This window comes from Streptomyces sp. NBC_00989 (assembly GCF_045162655.1).
Lineage (GTDB): Bacteria > Actinomycetota > Actinomycetes > Streptomycetales > Streptomycetaceae > Streptomyces.
Window position 1 is genome coordinate 3,915,749 of the sequence record NZ_CP108728.1, and the last position, 20,022, is coordinate 3,935,770.

Genomic DNA, 20,022 nt, shown 5'->3' on the forward strand with positions numbered 1-20,022 from the left:
GATCCCCCGGAACATGTCGGCCCGGCCTTCCGCGCTGCCGACGGCGCTACGTCAGTCCCGCCGCCCGCGCCCGCTCCACCGCCGGCCCGATCGCCTTCGCCACGGCCTCCACGTCGGCCTCCGTGGAGGTGTGGCCGAGGGAGAAGCGCAGGGTGCCGCGGGCCAGGTCCGGATCGGTGCCGGTGGCGAGCAGGACGTGGCTGGGCTGGGCGACGCCCGCCGTGCAGGCCGAGCCGGTGGAGCACTCGATGCCCTGGGCGTCCAGCAGGAGCAGCAGGGAGTCGCCCTCGCAGCCGGGGAACGTGAAGTGGGCGTTGGCCGGGAGGCGTTCCACCGGGTCGCCGCCGAGGATCGCGTCCGGGACCGCCGTACGGACGGCCGCGACGAGGTCGTCGCGCAGGGCGCCGATCTCGCGGGCGAACCACTCGCGCTGTTCGGCGGCGAGGCGGCCGGCGACCGCGAAGGAGGCGATCGCGGGGACGTCGAGGGTGCCGGAGCGGACATGGCGTTCCTGGCCACCGCCGTGCAGGACGGGTACGGGGGTGTACTCGCGGCCCAGCAGCAGGGCGCCGATGCCGTACGGTCCGCCGATCTTGTGCCCGGAGACGGTCGCCGCGGCGAGCCCGGAGGCGGCGAAGTCGACGGGGACCTGGCCGAAGGCCTGCACCGCGTCGGCGTGCAGCGGGATGCCGAACTCCCCCGCCACATCGGCGAGTTCACGGACCGGCAGGACCGTGCCGATCTCGTTGTTGGCCCACATCACGGTCGCCAGGGCGACGTCGTCGGGGTTGCGGGCGATCGCCTCGCGCAGCGCCTCGGGGTGGACACGGCCGTAGGAGTCGACCGGGAGGTACTCGACGGTGGCGCCCTCGTGCTCGCCGAGCCAGTGCACGGCGTCCAGGACGGCGTGGTGCTCGACGGGGCTGGCCAGGACGCGGGTGCGGGCCGGGTCGGCGTCGCGGCGGGACCAGTACAGGCCCTTCACCGCAAGGTTGTCGGCCTCGGTGCCGCCGGAGGTGAACACGACCTCGCTGGGGCGGGCGCCGAGCGCTTCGGCGAGGGCCTCCCGGGACTCTTCGACCGTACGGCGGGCCTTGCGGCCGGAAGCGTGGAGGGAGGAGGCGTTGCCCGTGATGCTCAGGTGGGCCGTCATCGCCTCGACTGCCTCGGGAAGCATCGGGGTGGTCGCGGCGTGGTCGAGGTATGCCATGGTGACGCCGATTCTACGGGCCCCGGTGGGCGCGTCGGAGGGGCGGGCGCCTCGACGGGATCCGGCCCGCCTCCTAGAAGCTCCAGGAGACCGTGCTGTCCAGCTGCATGAAGGCGACGAGGACCAGCAGATCGGCGATGCCGAGTCCCAGGCCGAGGAAGGCACGGCCGCGACGGGCGGTGCCGCGCCACAGCGCCGCGCCGGCCAGGGCGATGGCGATCGGGCCGAGGAAGACGTTGAGCACGAGCAGACCGACGAGGCCGAGGATGAAGGACGCGACGGCCATGCCGTCGGCGTCACGACGGCCGGTGGGCTTCACGTCGGCGTTGTTGTCGGTGGTGGTGGTTACCGGTGCGGTGAGTTGCATGTGGGTTCAGCTCCCGATGATCGGGCGGGTGGTGGGACGGGCGGTAACAGGGCGACCGGGACGGTCAGTTGGCGGCCGTACGGCTGCGGCGGCCGTGCCGCTCGCGGAGGGCGAAGATGCCCAGCCAGACGGCGATGACGGTGGCGGCGACGGCGGTGAAGGCGAGTGGCGCGTGGGCCACGGTGCCCACCACGACGCCGAACAGCAGGAGCGCTACGACGAGGAACAGCATGGGATGAATCCCCCTCCGGGCCGACCGGTACGTCCGGGACGGCTCTCGTTACGTTTCGGTGAACGGTTGTAGTAACACTTGTTCACTGAACTTGAGTCTAGCGCGTCCGACGACTTTCCAATTACGGAGAACAGTTGTTAACTGGATGACATGAGTCACACCCTCGGCATCCGGCAGGTACAGAAGCAGAAGACCCGACAGGCGTTGCTGGACGCCGCGTTGGGGCTGCTGGAGGAGCAGAGCCTGAGCAGTCTGGGTCTGCGCGAGGTCACCCGGGCCGTGGGCGTCGCCCCGACCGCCTTCTACCGGCACTTCCGCTCCACGGCCGACCTCGGGGTCGCGCTCGTCGAGGAGGCGCTGGGCAGTCTGCATCCGATGATCCGCCAGACGGTGGCCCCGGCGGACAGCGGCCAACGCATCACGCGCGCGGTCGAGTTGATCGCCCATCACGTGGACGCGTATCCGGCCCACGTCCGCTTCATCGCGCGCGAGCGGCACGGCGGGGTGCAGCCGGTACGGGAGGCCATCCGGGACCAACTCGCCCGGTTCGCCGAGGAGGTGAAGGCCGAGCTCGCCAAGGACCCGGAGTCACGGGGCTGGCGCGACGACGACCTGCTGATGCTGGCCCACCTCTACGTCGACCAGATGCTCATCACGGCCTCGCTCTTCCTGGAGGCACTGGAGGCGTCGGCCGAGGAGCGCGAGCGCGTGGCCCAACTCGCCCAGCAGCAGATGCGGTTGATCAGCGTGGGCCGCCGGCACTGGCTCGGCTGAGCGCCCACGCGGGACAGGCATACGACAGGGGCGGCGCGCCCGGTGTACGGGCGCGCCGCCCCTGTCGTGCGGAGCGCGGTCAGCCCTGCTGCGGGGCCCCGCTCATCTGGCCACCGCCGGGGCCGCCGCCGCACCCGCCGCCGGGGCCGCCGCCCTGGCCGCCCTGTCCGCCCCCGCCGCCGGGTCCACCGGTCGGCATGCCGGAGGGGTTGCCGGTCGGCTGCCCCGTGGGCTTGCCCGAGGCCGCGGCGCCCGTGGGCGCACCGGACGGGGCACCGCTGGGCCGTACCGTGGAATTGCCGGTCGGCATGCCGGAGGCAGCGGAACAGGACTGCGTGGAGCCGGAGTTGCCGCTGCCGGAGGACGACGACGAGCCGCTAGAGCCGCAGGCCGCCAGGGCCAGGGGCGAGAGCGCCAGCAGGGCCACTGCGGGGATGAGACGCGCACGCTTCATGAGAAACAACTCCAAAAACGATGAGGAGGCCGTGTGACGGGAACTCAATCAACGCCGCTTAGGGCTTCGTTGTCGGCGCCCTGTCCCCACCCTGTGCGCCGGGTAAAGGGCACCCCAAGAGACCGCCGTGACCAGGGACTTCGCGATCAGGCCTCGCCTACTCGCTGGTACAGCTCCGTGACAGAAGCGGCCGCCGCGGCCACCTCCGCGCGCACCTCCGGCGGTGCCACGACCTCCAACGCGTCGGCGAACTGGAGCAGTTGACGTGCCTCGCGGACGACGCCGTACGACAGACGGACCGTCACCCACTCGTTCTCGCCCTGGTTCTCGGGGAGTTCGGCGAGCGAGGAGGCGTTGAGGCGCAGGAACATGTCGAGGTGGGAGCGGCGGACCCGGACGGTGACGTCGAGCCCGCCGGGGCGTTCCTCGACCTGGCGGCGCAACTCCTCCCAGGCGTGGGCGAGTTCGATGCCCGGGCGGCGCTTCACCGGGTCGGGGAGGAGGGTGGCCGAGCGGACGCGGTCGGCGCGGAAGAGGCGGGGGCGCGCACGGCGGTCGGCGACGAGGTACCAGACACCGGCCTTGGAGACGAGGCCGTACGGGTCGACGGTGTAGGTGCTCGGATCCTTCGCCCCGCTGTGCCGGTAGCGCAGCCGCAGCCGCCGGTCCGCGAACACGGCATCCTGCAACACGTCCAGATCCACGGCGGGTTGGGGCCCGCCCTTCCAGCGCGTGGCGTCGACGAGGATGCGCCGGGAGGTCACCTCGGCGGCCGGCCGGTACGGCGCCGGCAGCGCGGCCATCACCTTGCGCAGCGCGGAACCGAGCGCGGCGTCGAGGCCGAGTGCGGCGTGGGCGCCCTGCGCGGCCAGGATGAACAGGGCGCGTGACTCGTCGGCGGTCAGTCCCGTGACGTCGGTACGGAACCCGGCGAGCAGCTCGATCCCGCCGTGCCGCCCACGCTCGGCGTACACCGGCACCCCGGAGGCGGACAACGCCTCGACGTCCCGGTAGATGGTCCGCACCGACACCTCCAGCCGGTCGGCGAGTTCATGCGCGGGGACGCGGCCCCGGGTCTGCAGCAGCAACAGGATCGAGAGCAGTCGGTCGGCCTTCACACGCCCAGAGTCCACCGCCCGAAACCCCGGCGCAAATGTTGACGGAAACTGTCAGGTTATGGGTCCACCATCAGCGCCATGAACACAGACGCCACGGACCCCCGCCCCCTCTACACCCGAGCCACCGAGCAGGCCGCCGCCCTGATCAGGACGGTACGGCCGGAGCAGCTGTCCGCCCCCACCCCCTGCACGGAGTTCGACGTACGCACCCTGCTGAGCCACCTCGCCGGCGGCGCCCACCGCATCGCGACGATCGGCGAGGGCGGCGACGGCATGGCCGTACACCCCTTCGTCACCGGCGTCGACGACGAGGGCTGGCCGGCGGCGTACGACGAGGCCCGCACCCGGGTCACGCGAGCCTGGGCGGACGACTCGCGGCTGGACGCGCCGGTACAGGTGCCGTGGGGAGAGGCACCGGGCCGCATCGCCCTCTCCGGTTATGTCATGGAGGCGGTCACCCACACCTGGGACCTCTCCGAGTCCCTGGGCCACCCCGTCCAACTCGACCCGGAACTCGCCGAGTTCGCACTGACCATCGCCCGCCGGGTCCTCCCCGACGAGCAACGGGACGCGGACACACCTTTCGACACGGCCCAGCCGGCACCCGAAAAGGCGGATGCCTACGGCCAGTTGGCGGCTTGGCTTGGACGAAAGCCGCTCGGCTGAGCCGGGTGCGGGCCAGCGCTCGGACTTGGCGGCCCCGCGGGGACGGAAGCCCCCTCAGCCCAGCCTCGCCCGTGCCAACTGCCGTGACTGTGCCACCAGTCGGTCTCCGCTGTCCCAGACCTCCGCGTCCTCCTCCAGGAAGCCGCCCGCCAGGTTGCGGGTGGTGATGGAGATGCGGAGGGGGCCCGGGGCCGGGCGGGCGCGGACGTGGACGGTGAGTTCGACCGTGGGGACCCAGCCCTTCAAGCCGATCTCGAAGGCGGTCGGGGGGAGCGCGTCCACCGCGAGGAGCAGGGAGAGGGGGTCCGCGTCGCGGCCGTCCGCCAGGCCGAACCAGGAGCGCATCTCACCCTTGCCGGAGGGGGCACCCAGGGCCCAGCCGAGGGTGGACGGGTCGAGCTTGAGCATCAGGCGGTCGGCGATCGCCGAGCTGCCGGAGACCGGGGCGGGACCGTCCTCCGGGCCGAAGCACTGGTCCATCGGCGGGAACACCGGCGGGCGGGCCGTCGTACGGACGTCGTCCGGGAGGGTGTCCAGGTCGCCGTAGGAAGCCAGGACGCGGATGCGCTCGACCTCCACGCCCTCGTCGTCGTACTGGAAGAGGGACGCCTGGCCCGTGGAGAGGGTGCGGCCGGTGCGGACGGTGTCCGTGCGGATGACCGCCGGGCCCGGCTGGGACGCGGTCAGGTAGTGCGCGGAGATCGTGAACGGGTCGCTGTGCGGGAGGGCGTCCGCGAGGGCCCGGCCCAGGACGGCGAGGAGGTACCCGCCGTTGACGGCGCTGATGATCGTCCAGCCGGCCGAGAGGTCGATGCCGTAGACGCCCGGCGCGCGACGGGTGACCGCCGTGTCGCGGTCGAACTCGCTGTCGCCGATCGTGGCCCGGGTTGCCTGTGCGGCCCGCGTGGGCGCCGGGGCGGATGCTGCTTCTCGCATGGATGAACCGTACAACAGGTAATTACTAAGCGGTAGCTTTGTTGTTGCGGGCAGATGAAACCACCGGCGAACCACCGGCAAACCACGGGGAACCCACCGGACCCCCTGGTGAGGAACCGGCAATTTCTTGGTAAGTGTCCGGACTCGTCCGTGACCCGCGGCCGGTGATCCGCCTCTTTGGGGGCATGAGCCTCACCGGGACCTCGTTCCTCTACACCGCCGTCGTGCTGACGGTCGTCGCCCTCATACTGCCGCTCGTGCTGTGGTCGCGGATGCGCGGCCCCAAGGCCGTACGCGTGGCGGCACGGGCCCTGATGCTGCTGTTCGCCCAGGCGACCGCCGTCACCCTGGTCTTCGTCATGGTCAACAACCAGAACAACCTCTACGACAACTGGGCCGACCTCCTCGGCACCGGCAACCACGTCCAGCAGGCCGCCGATCTCGGCAAGAACGGCACCGGCAACATCTCGCTGAAACGGTTGCCCAAGGTCAGGCAGCACTTCTCCCCCGCCGAGGGCGCCGGCATGCGCGCGGCCGGCGGGGTCGAGGTCACTCAGCTCAAGGGCCAGGTCTCCGGCGTCAATGCCGAGGTGTACGTGTGGCTGCCGCCGCAGTACAAGGAGCCCGCCTACCGGCACCACAAGTTCCCGGTCGTCGAGCTGCTGCCCGGCTATCCCGGTTCGGCGAAGGCCTGGTTCGGGTCGCTGCACGCCAACGCGCAGCTGCTGCCGCTGATGAAGAGCGGGCGGGTCGCGCCGTTCATCCTGGTCGCCCCGCGCACCAACCTGCTGGCCGGTGTCGACACCGGCTGCGCCAACATCACCGGCACGGTCAACGCCGACACCTGGCTGAGCGTCGACGTACCTCGGATGGTCATGGACAACTTCCGCGCCGAGCCCGCCCCTTCGGGCTGGGCGGTGGCCGGCTACTCGGCCGGCGCGCACTGCGCGGTCAAGCTCGCCGTCGCCCACCCTGACCGCTACCGCGCGGCCGTGGGGATGTCCGGCTACAACGACCCGATCGGCGAACGCAATTCACTCGCGGCGGCCAGCCCTGCCCTGCGCGCCGCGAACAACCCGTACCTGCTGCTGAAGGCGAAGAAGACCCCGCCGCCGATCGCGCTGTACATCTCCGGCGAGTCCGGCGACGGCTACGAGGCGGGCACGGCTCTGGCATCCGTCGCCGAGGCGCCGACGACCGTGCACGTGGTGTTCCTGCCGCGCAGCGACGGCGGTCACACGATGGCGCTGTGGCGGCCGCAGGTGAAGGCGGTGTTCCGCTGGCTGACGCTGGAGATGGGCAAGAACCATCCGCACGCGAAGACCGGCACGACGACTACTCCTCACGGACGGTCGACCTCCGGTTCCACGCACGCGGAGCTCGCCAGTGGAACCGCATCGCGAGCAGGCGCAGCACGAAAGCGGTGACGACCGCGAGCCCGCTGGTGAACGGGCCCACCAGGTCGTAGCGGATACACAGGGCGATCATGGTGGCCCCGACGATCGCGGGCACCGCGTACAGGTCGCGGTCCCAGCGCAGCAGCGACGGGGTCTCGTTGGCCAGCACGTCCCGCAGCACACCGCCGCCGACGGCGGACCCGAGACCGAGGGCCACCGAGGAGGTCAGGCCGAGCCCGTAGTCGTACGCCTTCACCGTGCCGGTGACGCAGAAGAGGCCGAGGCCGGCCGCGTCGAAGACGTTGACCCCGAACTGGATCCGCTCCACCTGCGGGTGGAGGAAGAAGACGAGCAGGGCGGCGAGGAACGGAGTGAGGAAGTACCCCAGGTCCGTGAAGGCGGCCGGGGGCACCGCCCCGATGACGAGATCCCGGAACACCCCTCCGCCCAGCGCGGTGACCTCGGCGAGCACGGCGATGCCGAACACGTCGAAGTTCTTGCGGACGGCCAGCAGCGCGCCGGAGATCGCGAACACGAAGATGCCGACGAGGTCGAGCGTGTGCTGGACGGAGGGGCTGAACAGTTGCTGAAGCACCCCACATTCTTACCTACAGAAGGGTGCCTCCCTTTCAAAGCAAGGGTTAAAGGGTCGGTTTCCCTGGCGTGAACAGCCAGGTCTGGAACAGGTCGTCGAGCTGTTGCCCGCTGATCCTCTCGGCGAGCTTGATGAACTCGGCGGTGCTCGCGTTGCCGTAGCGGTGCAGCTTCGTCCAGGTCGGCAGCAGCTTGAAGAACGCGGTGTCGCCGATGCGTTCGCGGAGCATCTGGAGGGTCATCGCGCCGCGCTGGTAGACGGCCGAGGCGAACATGGTGTCCCGCTGCGGGTCCGCCACGACGGTCTGCCAGAACGCGCTCTCGGCGGGGCGGGAGTTGTAGCCGGCGAGGAACGAGTCGTGCGCGGTGCGGGTGCCCTGGTGCTCGGCCCACAGCCACTGGGCATAGGTCGCGAAGCCCTCGTTGAGCCAGATGTCCTTCCAGTGCGCGACCGACACGGAGTCGCCGAACCACTGGTGGGCCAGCTCGTGCACGATCGTCGTCTCACTGCGCACGGCCGAGTAGGCGGGCTTGCTCTGCACCTCCAGCGAGAACCCGGCCTCCGGCATGTCGTCGACGATCGCGCCGGTCTCCTCGAAGGGATACGGCCCGAAGATCTGCGACCAGTAGTCGGTGGCGGCGGCCGTCACGGCGTACACGTCGACGCTGTTGCTGTTGGCGAGGACGGGGTCGATGGCGACGTAGATCGGCGTCCCGCCGGGGGTCGTTCCCGTCTTGACGTCGAACTTCCCGATGGTGGCGGTGGCGAGATAGGTCGCCATCGGCTTGCTCTCCCGCCAGTGGGTGTACGTCGAGCCGCCCTTGTCGTACGTCGAGACGAGCCGGCCGTTGGAGACACCGGTGAGCCCCTTCGGGGCCTTGATACGGATGTCGTAGGTGGCCTTGTCGGAGGGGTGGTCGCTGGACGGGAACCAGGTGGAGGCGGCGTTGGGTTCGCAGGCGACGAAGACGCCGTCGGCGGTCTTCATCCACCCGTAGTCGGAGCCGAACACGATGGGCCCGTTGAGGGGTTCGGGTACACCGCCGTAGGTGACGGCGACCGTGAAGTCCCTGCCCTTGCGGAGGAAGTCCCGCGGGGTGATGCGCAGTTCGTCACCGGAGCGGGTGAACTGGGCCCGTCTTCCGTTCACTTCGACCTTCGTGACCTCCAGCTTCTGGAGGTCCAGGTCGAAGGAGGAGAGGTTCTGGGTGGCGCGGGCGGTGAGTGTCGTACGGCCGTCGAGGCGGTCGGTGTCGGGGTTGTAGGCGACGTCGAGGGCGTAGTGCCGGGCGTCGAAGCCGCCGTTGCCCAGTTGCGGGAAGTAGGGGTCACCGATGCCGTCGGCGCCGGGGGTGGGGGCGGAGGAGGCGGCTATGACAAGAAAAGAGGCCGCCGCGGTTGCGAGGGCCCCCAGACGTGCCGAACGGGAGAGTGCCATGAGTCGTCCCTTCGGGTGCGTTTCCGATCAGACGGACACGCTCGACTCTGCACTCTCCCGTTTCGCCATGAACATGACTTTACCAACTTGTCATGTGCTACTTGGCAGTTGACTCCTGATCGCCGGATTCCGCTTCGGGAGTCTCCGTCTCGGACGTCTCCGTCTCGGGAGCCGCCTTCTCCGAGGCCTCCGCCTCCGGGGTCTCCACCTTCGGAGTCTCCACCTTCGGAGTCTCGGCCTCGGGCTGCGTCTCCGCCGACTTCTCCAGGACCGCGGCGCCCACCAGTTCCACCGCTTCCTTCGCGGCGGTCAGCAGGACGGTGTCCTGCGGGGCCTGGTCCGCGAAGTTCTCCGGGTGGTGGCAGGCGACCCGCTGGCCGGGCCGCAGCTCGATCAGCTGGGGTTCCGCCGTCCGGCAGATCTCCGTGGCCTTCCAGCAGCGCGTGTGGAAACGGCAGCCGCTGGGCGGGGAGATCGGCGAGGGGACGTCGCCCTTGAGCAGGATGCGCTCGCTCTTGGCACCCCGGCGCTTGGGGTCCGGCACCGGCACGGCCGACATCAGGGCCTTGGTGTACGGGTGCATCGGCGACTCGTACAGCTTGGTGCTGTCCGCGAGTTCGACGATCTTGCCGAGGTACATCACCGCGACGCGGTCCGAGACATGGCGTACGACGGAGAGGTCGTGCGCGATGATCACGTACGTCAGGCCGAGCTCCGTCTGGAGGTCGTCCATGAGGTTGACGACCTGCGCCTGGATCGACACGTCGAGCGCCGAGACCGGCTCGTCCGCCACCACGAGCTTGGGCTTGAGGGCGAGCGCGCGGGCGATGCCGATGCGCTGGCGCTGGCCGCCGGAGAACTCGTGCGGGTAGCGGTTGAAGTGCTCGGGGCTCAGACCCACCAGCTCCAGAAGGCGCTGGACCTCCTTGCGCACCCCGCCCTCGGGCTCCACGCCCTGGAGCCGGAACGGCGCCGAGACGATCGAGCCGATGGTGTGCCGGGGGTTCAGGGAGCCGTACGGGTCCTGGAAGATCATCTGGATGTCCCGCCGCAGCGGACGCATCCCGGCCGCGTTCAGGGTCGTGATGTCCTGGCCCTCGAAGTGGATCGAGCCGCCCGTCGGATCCTGGAGCCGGGTGATGACCCGGCCCATGGTCGACTTGCCGCAGCCCGACTCCCCGACGACGCCCAGGGTCTCGCCCTTGCGCACCTCGAAGTCGATGCCGTCGACGGCCTTCACCGCGGCGACCTGACGTTGCAGGATCCCCTTCTTGATGGGGAAGTGCTTCTTCAGGCCCTCGACCTTGAGCAGCACCTCACGGTCCTCCGAGGAGGCCGCCTGCTCCGGTACGACCGCGGTGGCGGTCTGTTTGTTCGTATCGCTCACAGCTTCGGCGCAATCTCTTCGGTCCAGATCCGCGTACGGTCCTCAGCCGGGAGGTGACAGGCGGACCAGTGCCCGCCGGGGACCAGCTCCAGCTCGGGGCGCACGGTTCGCGTGACGTCGCCCTTGGGGATGTCCGCGTACGGGCAGCGCGGGTGGAAGGCGCAGCCCGAGGGGACGTTGATGAGGCTCGGCGGCTGGCCCTTGACCGGGATGAGCCGCTCCGAGGTCTCCCGGTCGATGCGCGGCATCGAGCCCAACAGGCCCCAGGTGTACGGGTGTTGCGGCTTCTCGAAGATCTCGTCGACGGGACCGCGCTCCACGCACCGGCCGCCGTACATGACCAGGACGTCGTCGGCGATCTCGGCGACGACACCGAGGTCGTGGGTGATCAGGACGACCGCGGAGCCGAACTCCTTCTGCAGGTCCCGGATCAGGTCGAGGATCTGCGCCTGGACGGTCACGTCCAGGGCGGTCGTCGGCTCGTCCGCGATGAGCAGTTCGGGGTTGTTGACCAGGGCCATCGCGATCATGGCGCGCTGGCGCATACCGCCGGAGAACTCGTGCGGGTAGCCGTCGACACGCTTGGCCGGCTCGGGGATGCCGACCCGGTCGAGCATCTCGATCGCACGGGTGCGGGCGACCTTCTTGCTGACGTCGTGGTGGACCCGGTACGCCTCGACGATCTGGTCGCCGATCTTGTAGTACGGGTGCATCGCGGACAGCGGGTCCTGGAAGATCATGGACATCTGCCGGCCGCGGAGCTTGCGCACCTCGTCCGGCTGGGCGCCCACGAGTTCCTGGCCGTCGAGCCAGATCTCGCCGGTCATCCGCACGTTCTTGCCGCGCGGGCCGAGCCGGTGCAGGCCCATGATCGCCAGCGAGGTGACGGACTTGCCGGAGCCCGACTCGCCCACGATGGAGAGGGTCTTGCCCTTCTCCAGCGAGAAGCTGAGCCCGTCGACGGACTTGACCACGCCGTCGTCGGTCGGGAAGTGCACCTTGAGGTCGCGGACCTCGAGGAACGCGTTCGGGGCCTTGGCCGTGTCGACAGGCTCGCCGACCGCGGCGCCAGTCTTGGAAAGGTCGGTCACGAGAGCCTCACCCGCGGGTCGGCGGCGGCGTACAACAGGTCCACCAGGAGATTTGCGATCACTACGAAGAACGCTGCGAGCAGGGTCACGCCGAGGATCGGGGGCAGGTCGTTGCTCTCGATCGACTGCACCGCGTACTGACCGATGCCGTGCAGGGAGAACACCGACTCGGTGATCAGCGCACCGCCGAGCAGCAGACCGAGGTCCATGCCGAACACGGTGATGATCGGCGTCAGGGCGGCCCGCAGACCGTGCTTGACGACGACGTTGCGTTCCCGCAGGCCCTTGGCGCGGGCCGTGCGGATGAAGTCCTCGTTCATCGTCTCCAGCATGCCCGAGCGGGTGAGCCGCGCGTAGATGGCGGAGTAGAGGAGTGCGAGCGAACACCACGCCGGGAACAGCGTGTTGGCCCACTGCACGGGGTTCTCGGTGAACGGGACGTAGGTGCGGCCGAAGATCGGCCACTGGTACGTGAAGAGCAGGATGGCGAGGTTGCCCGTGAAGAACATGGGCAGCGAGACACCCGCGAGCGCCACGCCCATGAAGGCGCGGTCGAAGAACGACCGCGGCTTGAGCGCGGAGATCACACCGACCGTGACACCGGACAGCAGCCAGAGCACGGCGGCGCCGGAGGCCAGCGAGACGGTGACCGGAAGGCGGGAGGTGAGCTGCGGCCAGACCTCGACGTGGTCCTTGAAGGAGTAGCCGAAGCAGGGCGCGTCACAGTGCACCGTGGTGGGGCCGAGGTTGTAGGTGGCGCCCGCCACGATCCCCTTGATGAAGTGCCAGTACTGCAGGTAAAGGGGCTGGTCCAGACCGAGGTTGTGCTTGACCGCGGCGATGTCCGCCGCGGACGGGCTCTTCCCGATGTACTGCTGGGCCAGCTGGTCCGCGGTCTGGCCGGCGAGCCGTGGCAGCAGGAAGAAGATGCCGAAGGTGACCGCGGAGACGACCAGCAGCAGGATCACCGCTGCGACCGTCCGACGGAGAATGTACGAGATCACGGGGATCGGCGCTGGTGCCCGCGGGCCGCGAAGCCCACGGGCACCAATGCCTTCACCTGCCTTCCGGGGCTACGACTACTTCGTGGTGCCGATGTTGAGGTAGTCGTACTGGCCGCTGAAGGCCGCCGTCGACACCAGGTTGCTGTAGTTCGCCGGACGGGCGAGCAGGACCTTGAAGTAGGTCAGCGGAACGAGGGCCGCGTCGCTCATGGTCTGCTTGTCAATCTGTGCGTACATGCTGTTGCGGGTGGTCACGTCCTCCGTGCCGATGGCCTTGGAGAGAAGCTCGTTGACCGTCTTGTTGTCGTACTGCGACAGGTTGGTGTTACCCGAGGCGCCGATCGCCGCACCGTTCAGGATCTGCTGCTCGAAGCCGTAGCCGGAGGGCCAGTCGGCACCCCACTGCATCATGATCAGGCCGATGTTCTGGTTCTCGGTGAACTTCGGGACACCCGCGTAGTCGGTGAAGTACTTGCCCGACGGGTACTGCTTCAGGCTGGCGTTGATGCCGACGGCCTTCAGCGAGTTGATGATCGCGGTGGCCGCGGAGATCTCCTGCGGGCGGTCGCTGCGAGCCGAGAGGTTGGTCGAGATCGACGTCTTGCCGCAGGCCGTCAGCTGCTCCTTGGCCTTGGCGACGTCACCCTTGTTGCCGGTGGTGGCGTACTGGTCGGCCTTCTCGTAACCGGTGATGTCCGGCGGGAGCACGGTGGTGGCGATCTCACCGCGGATCGGGCCGCCCTCGGCGGTCTGCACGGAGACCTTGTCGATGGCGTACTCGACGGCCTTGCGGCAGGCGACGTTGTCGAACGGCTTCACCTTGGTGTTGATCGCCATGTAGACGAGACGGCCACCGAAGGTGTTGTCCGTGCCCGCCTTCTTGTCGGCGGAGGTCAGCAGCTGCGCCTGGGTCGCGGCCTGGACACCCGTACCGCCCATGTCGATCGCGTTGCCCGCGAGGACGTCCTTGTCGATCGTGTCGGCGTTGACCTTCAGGTTGACGACGATCTTGTCCGGGTACTGCTTGCGCAGCGGGTCGGTCTTCGGGTCCCAGTTCTTGTTGCGCACGAGGGTGGCCGACTTGCCGTCCTCGTAGCTGGAGAACTGGTACGAGCCGGAGGACACGATGTTCTTGACGTAGTCGACGCCCTTGTCCTTCGCCTGCGGCACCGGAGCCGTCTGCGGCGCCGCGACCAGGTAGTCGAACTCCTGGAAGGCCGTGTTCAGGTGGAAGACGATCGTGGTGTCGTCCGGCGTCGCGATGGACTTGAGGCCCTCGGCGCTCTTGTCCTTGTACGGGCCCTTGTAGTCCTTGCCGCCGACCAGGAACTGCTGGAAGTAGTTCGGGCCGAGGGAGAGCACGTCACGCGCGAAGTTCGAACGCTCCACGGCGTACTTGACGTCCTTGGACGTGATCGCCGTGCCGTCCTGGTACTTCAGGCCCGAACGCAGCTTGTACGTCCAGGTCTTGCCGCCGTCGCTGGAGACACCCTTGCTCGCGGCGAGGTCCGGGACCAGGGTGTTGCCCTTGGAACCGGGGCCGGGCTCGAACGTCATCAGCGGACGGGCGTACAGCCGGCTGAAGTTGTACATGTACGCGTAGTACGTGTTGCCCGGGTCGAACGAGTCCGGAACGTCGGACAGTTCGTAGGTGACCGTCCCGCCCTTGTGCGTAGAGGCGTTGACGACGTCCTTGGTCGCTGCGTTGGCCCCAGCCGCCTTGGTACCACCGTTGTCACTCTTACTGTCATCGGCCTTGCTGCAACCTGCCATGAGCAGTGTCGCAGAGCCGATGGCCGCAACTGCGGCCAGCGCTGACCTTCGCATGATGGTCTGCTTCCTCCATTGTCGGAAACTTGATGGACTCTCGGGTGCGGGCCCTAGCGGCTGCGGGGGTCGAGAGCGTCGCGGAGACCGTCGCCCAGCAGGTTGAACGCCAGGACGGTCACGAAGATGGCGAGGCCGGGCACGATCATGTACGCGGGGTCGACCTCGTAATAGGTGACCGCGTCCCGCAACATGCCGCCCCAGGATGCCTGCGGGGGCTGGATACCGACCCCGAGGAAGCTGAGGGACGCCTCGAAGAGGATGTTCGTCGGGATGAGCAGCGTCGAGTAGACGATGATCGGGCCGACCAGGTTGGGCAGCAGCTCCCGGAAGAGGATGTACGGCGCCTTGGCGCCCATGCCCCGGGAGGCGTCCACGAACTCCCGCTCGCGCAGGGCGAGGGTCTGGCCGCGAACGATCCGGCCCAGGTAGGGCCAGTTGAAGAAGCCGATGACGAAGATCAGCACGCTCAGGTGCAGCGGCAGGCCGCTGAGGCCGAAGGCGCCGCCCTGGAGGGTGGCCGAGATGGCGATGGCGAAGAGCAGGAGGGGGAAGGCGAGGAAGGTGTCCATCAGCCGGCTGATGATCGAGTCGACCCGGCCGCCGTAGTACCCCGCGACGACGCCGAGGATCGTGCCGATCACGTTCGACAGGATCGTGGCACCGAAGGCGACCACCAGCGACACCCAGGAGCCTTCGAGGATGCGGGTGGCGACGTCCCGGCCGAACTGCGGGTCCACACCGAGCGGGTGGTCCCAGCTCATGCCGCCCCAACCGCCCTTGGGCAGCGAGGTGTTGGCGTCGATCAGGTTCTGGTGGAAGGCGTCGGGATCCAGTCCGAACATCGACTGGATCGGACGGGAGAGTGCCGCGACCAGGATCAGCAGGACGACGATGACGCCGCCGGCGACGGCGACCCTGTCCTTCTTGAACCGGGTCCAGGCGATCTGTCCAAGGGAACGGCCCTCGATCTGCCCCTTCTCGGCGCCGACGAGCACAGCCTCCGGCTGCGCCCCGGCTTCCGCCCCCGTGGTCTCGATCGGTGCGGTCACTGTGACCCGACCCCTCTCGCCGGTGGTTACCGGCTTACGCCTGCCGCGGATTAGCGGCTTTGTCGACATGCAGTGGACATGGGTCCCTGGACCCTGTGTCTGAAACGCGAGTCTTCAGCGTGGCTGCGATCACCCGCCAGGCCTGACGGCGAAAGTATGCGCAACCGTGATGCTTAACGAGGGATTCCGTTATCCGAACAGTGGGTAACGGACCCCGGACGCCGGGCACTTGGGACAGAACGGAGATTCGGCGTCTTTCGGGGCACCACGCCGCTATCTACGCGCGAAGAAATGTGTCGTAGACGTAAATCCTGCGGAGAAGCGGAGAAGAGGACTCGCCGGGTCAGTATCCACCACGGACGGGTGGGTAGCCGTACCCGCCCGCCTGGGCGGGCGCCGCGTGGGCCTCGCGGTCGTAGAACGGGCGCGCGTTCGCCCGCAGCCAGAGGGCCACCGGGTCGTACTCGTCGGACATCGCCACGGTCGAGACCGGCAGCCCGTCCGGGACCACACCGATCGACTGCTGCATCATGCCGCGCACCGAGTCCACGGCCGGCGGACTGGTGTCGTAGACATCCAGACCGATCGCGAGATACGGCGCTCCGAGCGCGGGCTGCACCCAGGCGCGGCGCAGGGCGCGGACCGCCGGGGTGCGGTGGGCGTTCTGCGTGAGCAGGGCGTAGAACTGCGGGATCTCGATGCCCGGTTCGGACAGGCGGAGCGGTCCCGCGGGCTGGCGCTCCAGGCCGGTGGCGATCCGGCGCAGGTCCAGCCAGGGGATGCCGACGCCGCCGCCCGGCGCGTGCGGGTTGAGCCAGAGGCCGAAGTGGTCGGGGTACAGGGTGCGGGCCACGTCGAGGCCGTCGACCACTTCGTAGGAGCGGTTCCAGCCGCTCGCCGACAGTTCCTGGGCGGAGGTGACGCAGGGGGCGTAGCCGTACTTGTCGACCTGCATGTTTCCGTACTGGGCGTCCGGGGAGCCGGACTGGCCGTGCCAGAGGAGCATCCAGATCTGGCCGGAGTGGGGGGTCGCGAGCGCGCGCAGGAGCGCCTCGTAGGCGTCGTAGCGCCCGGGCGTCACCTGGCGCAGCATGTGCTCGACCTGGCCGGTCGCGGTGCCGCTGGCGCTCACGTGTCCGCTCCTTCTGGTAGGTGCCCTGCGTTCGGAAACAGCTTAAGCGCCCAATGGGTGGGGGCCTGGGGTGCGTTCGCGAGTGGCGGTGCGTTGTGCCTGAGCGCGCAGTTCCCCGCGCCCCCAGGTCGGCTGCCCTTCTCGGAACTTCTAGTGACCCTGCGTATAGAAGGGTCGCACTGTCTGGCGCATCCAGTCCGCCACCGGGTCCTGGGTCACGTCCAGGAGGACCAGGTTGACCTGCCAGGGGATCGTGGTGGTGCCCAGGGCCCGGGCCAGGGCCTCCATCGGGGCCGCTCTCAAGTCGCCGTCCCAGTTGGTGAGTTCGACGCCCACGAACATCACCGGGTCGGCCGTCTCGATGGCGGCCAGGCAGCGGCGGGCCGAGCCGACGACGCCGATGGCGGCGAACTCCGCGGAGGCCGCGGCGAGGAAGTCGACCGGGTCGTCCTGCCAGTCGGGTTCGAAGAGGCGGACCCGGCCGCCGCTGGTGGGGCCGTCGAGAGCCGTGCGGCCGATGCGGCACAGCTCGGCCACCGCGAGCGGCGGGAGCGGGACGCCGACCATGCCGCCCGGGTTCACCGCGATGCCGACCTGCGGCGGCAGCCCGCGCGCGAACTCCACCGCCGGCGCGATCGTGAACGACAGATGCGAGCCGACGACCTGACGGAACTGCTCCTCGGAGCTGAAGACCGGGACGTACGCCTGCCCCTCGATGTCCAGCGTCGGCAGGTCCAGGGGACCGCTCCGCTGGTCGCCGCCGCTGGGGAGCGGGACCCAGACGAAGCTGCGGCCGAGCACCTCGACGATCCGGCCGCCGGCCGAGGGCATGCCGAGGGACGCCGAGAGCACCTCCTCCAGCTCGTTGCCCGGCCAGCCGCCGTGCGGGTGGGGGTGGGGGTACGCCTGACCGGGGAAGTCCGCCGGGAAGTCCATCTACCTACCGCCTGCTGGTGAAACCGCCTGCTGTAACCCTGCTGTGGCTGAAAAGGCTAGCGGTTCAGTCCGCGAAGTCGATCCGGCGCAGCACGTCCGCCGCGTCCCGGTCCAGGAGGACCGCCGAGTCGACGCCCCGGGGCAGATCACCGCGCTCCACCGAGCGCAGCAGCCGGGCGGCGGCCCTGCGGTGCCGCAGGAACGCGTACCGCGAGACTCCGCGCCCTCGCTCGCGCTGGCCGTCGAGCGCGAGATCCGGGCTGACGTCGAGGAACACCAGGTGCAGCGCGCCGCCCCGGCGTCCGGCGGCCCGGGCCAGCCAGCCGCGCACCCAGGTCTGCGTACCGCAGTCGTGCACGACGGCTCCGGACGCGGAACGCAGCACGCGGTGCAGCCCGGCGTAGTGCGCGACGCGGACCAGGGGGCGGTAGACCGCGTACGGAAGGACGCCCGACATACGGGACATACGGGCGTCCCAGCGGTCGCGGGTGTCCTGGCTGTCGACGCGGACGCCGGCGCCGCCCGCCACCGCGCGCCGCATCAGCGTGGACTTGCCGCTGCCGGGCAGGCCGGTGACCACGACCAGGTCGCGGGAGCCGAAGAGGAGTCCGTGCGGACTGCGGCCGGCGCGCTCGCGGAGATCGCGGACCGTCCGCACCGGGTGGGCCGGGCATGCCTCCCTGGCCGGGGCCGAGGGCTGCTTGGGCAGCGCTACGGCCGAGGTCGTGGCGTACACCGTGGTCCTTGTCACCGTGATCGTCCTCCCTGCGGGGTCAGGAAAGGTTCTCCCCACTGAACGTAAAGAGAAGGTAATGCACGGTGTCTCGCGGTTCCGTTCGCGTCCGGCCACAGGCCTGTTACAAAGCCTGTGCGATGATGTGCCCGCCTAACTGCATACCGGCCGCTTGAATCCGCGCGGGAGAGTCCCCGGTCGTACGTCGTCAGTCGTACGTCATCCGGGGCGCCGAAGGAGCAAGTCCCTCCCTTGAATCTCTCAGGCCCCGTTACCGCGCGGGCGAGGCACATCTGAAAAGCGGACCGCCCTCCCGGTGGTCCCACCCAAGGTGCAACCCATGTCCCGCTTGCGGTCATGGCGAACCTCTCAGGTCCCGATGACAGATGGGGAGGAACGACCTCGCCGTCATGCCTTGGGAGACCGACCGATGAGCAGTACCGCCCCCCGTCGTACCGCGCTCGACGCGCTGCACCGCTCGCTCGGTGCGACGATGACCGACTTCGCCGGCTGGGACATGCCGCTGCGCTACGGCTCGGAGCGCGACGAACACCTCGCCGTCCGCACGAGGGCCGGCCTCTTCGACCTCTCCCACATGGGCGAGATCACGGTCACGGGACCGGACGCGGCCCGTCTCCTCAACTACGCCCTCGTGGGCAACATCGCCTCCGTGGGCCTCGGCCGCGCCCGCTACACCATGATCTGCCGGGCCGACGGCGGCATCCTGGACGACCTCATCGTCTACCGGTTGGCCGACACCGAGGCTGCGTCTTCTACCTACATGGTGGTGGCCAACGCCTCCAACGCCCAGGTGGTGTTGGACGCGCTGGTGGAACGTGCCGAGGGCTTCGACGCCGTCGTCCGCGACGACCGGGAGGCGTACGCCCTGCTCGCCGTCCAGGGTCCCGAGTCCCCCGGCATCCTCAAGTCGCTCACCGACGCCGACCTCGACGGCCTGAAGTACTACGCCGGTCTGCCCGGCACGGTCGCGGGCGTCCCCGCGCTGATCGCCCGCACCGGCTACACCGGCGAGGACGGCTTCGAACTGTTCGTGTCGCCCGCCGACGCGGAGAAGCTGTGGCCGGCGCTGACCGAGGCCGGGGCGCCGGTCGGGCTGATCCCGTGCGGGCTGTCCTGCCGGGACACCCTGCGCCTGGAGGCGGGCATGCCGCTGTACGGGCATGAGCTGTCGACCGGGTTGACGCCGTTCGACGCGGGGCTCGGCCGGGTCGTGAAGTTCGAGAAGGACGGCGACTTCGTCGGGCGCGGCGCCCTGGAGGCCGCCGCCGAGCGCGCCGCCGAGCGGCCGCCGCGCGTCCTCGTCGGGCTCGTCGCCGAGGGCCGCCGGGTCCCGCGCGCCGGGTACCCCGTCGTCGCCGACGGCCAGGTGATCGGCGAGGTCACCTCCGGCGCCCCCTCCCCCACGCTGGGCAAGCCGATCGCCATGGCGTACGTCGACGCCGCGCACTCGGCGCCGGGTACGGCCGGTGTCGGCGTGGACATCCGGGGCAGTCACGAGCCGTACGAGGTCGTGGCGCTGCCGTTCTACAAGCGCGAGAAGTGACAGTCGTCGTAGCGTCACGTCTGTGACCCGGGGCGGATCGCCCCTGCATGCCGATGTCCTCCGTAGTCCCCCATTCATCAGCACTCCCCCGCGTACAGGAGAATTCAGG

Annotated in this window: 20 protein-coding genes and 1 riboswitch; of the genes, 4 read left to right on the top strand and 16 right to left on the bottom strand. The window is 69.5% G+C overall.

The features are described from left to right. Positions 1–46: 46 nt before the first annotated feature. The 3 genes from OG714_RS16760 to OG714_RS16770 all read right to left on the bottom strand — a co-directional run bounded on the left by OG714_RS16760 (position 47) and on the right by OG714_RS16770 (position 1,809). The gene (locus OG714_RS16760) at positions 47–1,210 is read right to left on the bottom strand and encodes a cysteine desulfurase family protein (protein ID WP_406121820.1); all 1,164 of its coding nucleotides are present in this window, start codon (positions 1,208–1,210) and stop codon (positions 47–49) included. Positions 1,211–1,283: 73 nt separating this feature from the next. Next, positions 1,284–1,577: a DUF4190 domain-containing protein gene (locus OG714_RS16765; RefSeq protein ID WP_406121822.1), complete on the bottom strand. Its 294-nt coding sequence runs from the start codon at positions 1,575–1,577 to the stop codon at positions 1,284–1,286. Positions 1,578–1,641: 64 nt separating this feature from the next. Then, positions 1,642–1,809 carry a hypothetical protein gene (locus OG714_RS16770; protein ID WP_406121824.1) on the bottom strand — a complete coding sequence of 56 codons (168 nt, stop codon included), beginning with the start codon at positions 1,807–1,809 and terminating at the stop codon, positions 1,642–1,644. A gap of 150 nt (positions 1,810–1,959) precedes the next feature. Here OG714_RS16770 and OG714_RS16775 point away from each other — a divergent pair, with 150 nt between their 5' ends. Continuing rightward, positions 1,960–2,583: a TetR family transcriptional regulator gene (locus tag OG714_RS16775; protein ID WP_406121825.1), complete on the top strand. Its 624-nt coding sequence runs from the start codon at positions 1,960–1,962 to the stop codon at positions 2,581–2,583. Positions 2,584–2,662: 79 nt separating this feature from the next. Here the strand turns inward: OG714_RS16775 and OG714_RS16780 are convergent, their stop codons facing one another. Continuing rightward, the gene (locus OG714_RS16780) at positions 2,663–3,037 is read right to left on the bottom strand and encodes a hypothetical protein (protein WP_406121827.1); all 375 of its coding nucleotides are present in this window, start codon (positions 3,035–3,037) and stop codon (positions 2,663–2,665) included. Positions 3,038–3,183: 146 nt separating this feature from the next. Next, entirely contained in the window at positions 3,184–4,155 is a 972-nt protein-coding gene (locus tag OG714_RS16785; RefSeq protein WP_406121829.1) for a helix-turn-helix transcriptional regulator, read from the bottom strand. Between the two features lie 78 nt (positions 4,156–4,233). Between OG714_RS16785 and OG714_RS16790 the strand changes: the two genes are divergently transcribed. After that, positions 4,234–4,821 carry a TIGR03086 family metal-binding protein gene (locus OG714_RS16790; RefSeq protein ID WP_406121831.1) on the top strand — a complete coding sequence of 196 codons (588 nt, stop codon included), beginning with the start codon at positions 4,234–4,236 and terminating at the stop codon, positions 4,819–4,821. 54 nt (positions 4,822–4,875) lie between these two features. On the opposite strand, the gene OG714_RS16795 is transcribed toward OG714_RS16790, so the two are convergent. Continuing rightward, on the bottom strand, positions 4,876–5,757 hold the full coding sequence (locus OG714_RS16795; protein WP_406121833.1) for a thioesterase family protein: 882 nt from the start codon (positions 5,755–5,757) through the stop codon (positions 4,876–4,878). Positions 5,758–5,942: 185 nt separating this feature from the next. Between OG714_RS16795 and OG714_RS16800 the strand changes: the two genes are divergently transcribed. Further along, positions 5,943–7,184 carry an alpha/beta hydrolase gene (locus OG714_RS16800; protein WP_406121835.1) on the top strand — a complete coding sequence of 414 codons (1,242 nt, stop codon included), beginning with the start codon at positions 5,943–5,945 and terminating at the stop codon, positions 7,182–7,184. Here OG714_RS16800 and OG714_RS16805 read toward each other — a convergent pair. From OG714_RS16805 to OG714_RS16850, 10 genes are all read right to left on the bottom strand, one after another. Then, the gene (locus OG714_RS16805; RefSeq protein WP_406121836.1) at positions 7,093–7,749 is read right to left on the bottom strand and encodes a trimeric intracellular cation channel family protein; all 657 of its coding nucleotides are present in this window, start codon (positions 7,747–7,749) and stop codon (positions 7,093–7,095) included. The genes OG714_RS16800 and OG714_RS16805 overlap by 92 nt on opposite strands. 46 nt (positions 7,750–7,795) lie before the next feature. Continuing rightward, positions 7,796–9,187, bottom strand: coding sequence for a M1 family metallopeptidase (locus OG714_RS16810; RefSeq protein WP_406121838.1), 1,392 nt, complete (start codon positions 9,185–9,187; stop codon positions 7,796–7,798). A gap of 97 nt (positions 9,188–9,284) precedes the next feature. Continuing rightward, positions 9,285–10,574 carry an ABC transporter ATP-binding protein gene (locus tag OG714_RS16815; RefSeq protein WP_406121840.1) on the bottom strand — a complete coding sequence of 430 codons (1,290 nt, stop codon included), beginning with the start codon at positions 10,572–10,574 and terminating at the stop codon, positions 9,285–9,287. Continuing rightward, entirely contained in the window at positions 10,571–11,665 is a 1,095-nt protein-coding gene (locus tag OG714_RS16820; protein ID WP_406121841.1) for an ABC transporter ATP-binding protein, read from the bottom strand. The genes OG714_RS16815 and OG714_RS16820 overlap by 4 nt, the downstream gene beginning before the upstream one ends. After that, positions 11,662–12,669, bottom strand: a complete 1,008-nt coding sequence (locus OG714_RS16825; protein WP_406121843.1) for an ABC transporter permease — start codon at positions 12,667–12,669, stop codon at positions 11,662–11,664. The genes OG714_RS16820 and OG714_RS16825 overlap by 4 nt, the downstream gene beginning before the upstream one ends. Positions 12,670–12,744: 75 nt before the next feature. Next, positions 12,745–14,496: an ABC transporter substrate-binding protein gene (locus OG714_RS16830; RefSeq protein ID WP_406121845.1), complete on the bottom strand. Its 1,752-nt coding sequence runs from the start codon at positions 14,494–14,496 to the stop codon at positions 12,745–12,747. Positions 14,497–14,549: 53 nt separating this feature from the next. Continuing rightward, complete coding sequence (locus tag OG714_RS16835) at positions 14,550–15,548, bottom strand: ABC transporter permease (protein WP_406121846.1); 999 nt, start codon at positions 15,546–15,548, stop codon at positions 14,550–14,552. 343 nt (positions 15,549–15,891) lie between these two features. Beyond that, the gene (locus OG714_RS16840; RefSeq protein WP_406121848.1) at positions 15,892–16,680 is read right to left on the bottom strand and encodes an enhanced serine sensitivity protein SseB C-terminal domain-containing protein; all 789 of its coding nucleotides are present in this window, start codon (positions 16,678–16,680) and stop codon (positions 15,892–15,894) included. A 150-nt stretch (positions 16,681–16,830) separates the two neighbouring features. Further along, positions 16,831–17,616 (bottom strand): enhanced serine sensitivity protein SseB, encoded by a 786-nt coding sequence (locus tag OG714_RS16845; RefSeq protein ID WP_406121850.1) that lies wholly within the window; start codon positions 17,614–17,616, stop codon positions 16,831–16,833. Positions 17,617–17,680: 64 nt separating this feature from the next. Further along, positions 17,681–18,373, bottom strand: a complete 693-nt coding sequence (locus OG714_RS16850) for an AAA family ATPase (protein ID WP_406131849.1) — start codon at positions 18,371–18,373, stop codon at positions 17,681–17,683. Between the two features lie 149 nt (positions 18,374–18,522). Further along, positions 18,523–18,636, top strand: a riboswitch (glycine riboswitch). Between the two features lie 143 nt (positions 18,637–18,779). Here OG714_RS16850 and gcvT point away from each other — a divergent pair. Further along, positions 18,780–19,913: a glycine cleavage system aminomethyltransferase GcvT gene (gene gcvT, locus OG714_RS16855; protein WP_406121851.1), complete on the top strand. Its 1,134-nt coding sequence runs from the start codon at positions 18,780–18,782 to the stop codon at positions 19,911–19,913. Positions 19,914–20,022: the final 109 nt, after the last annotated feature.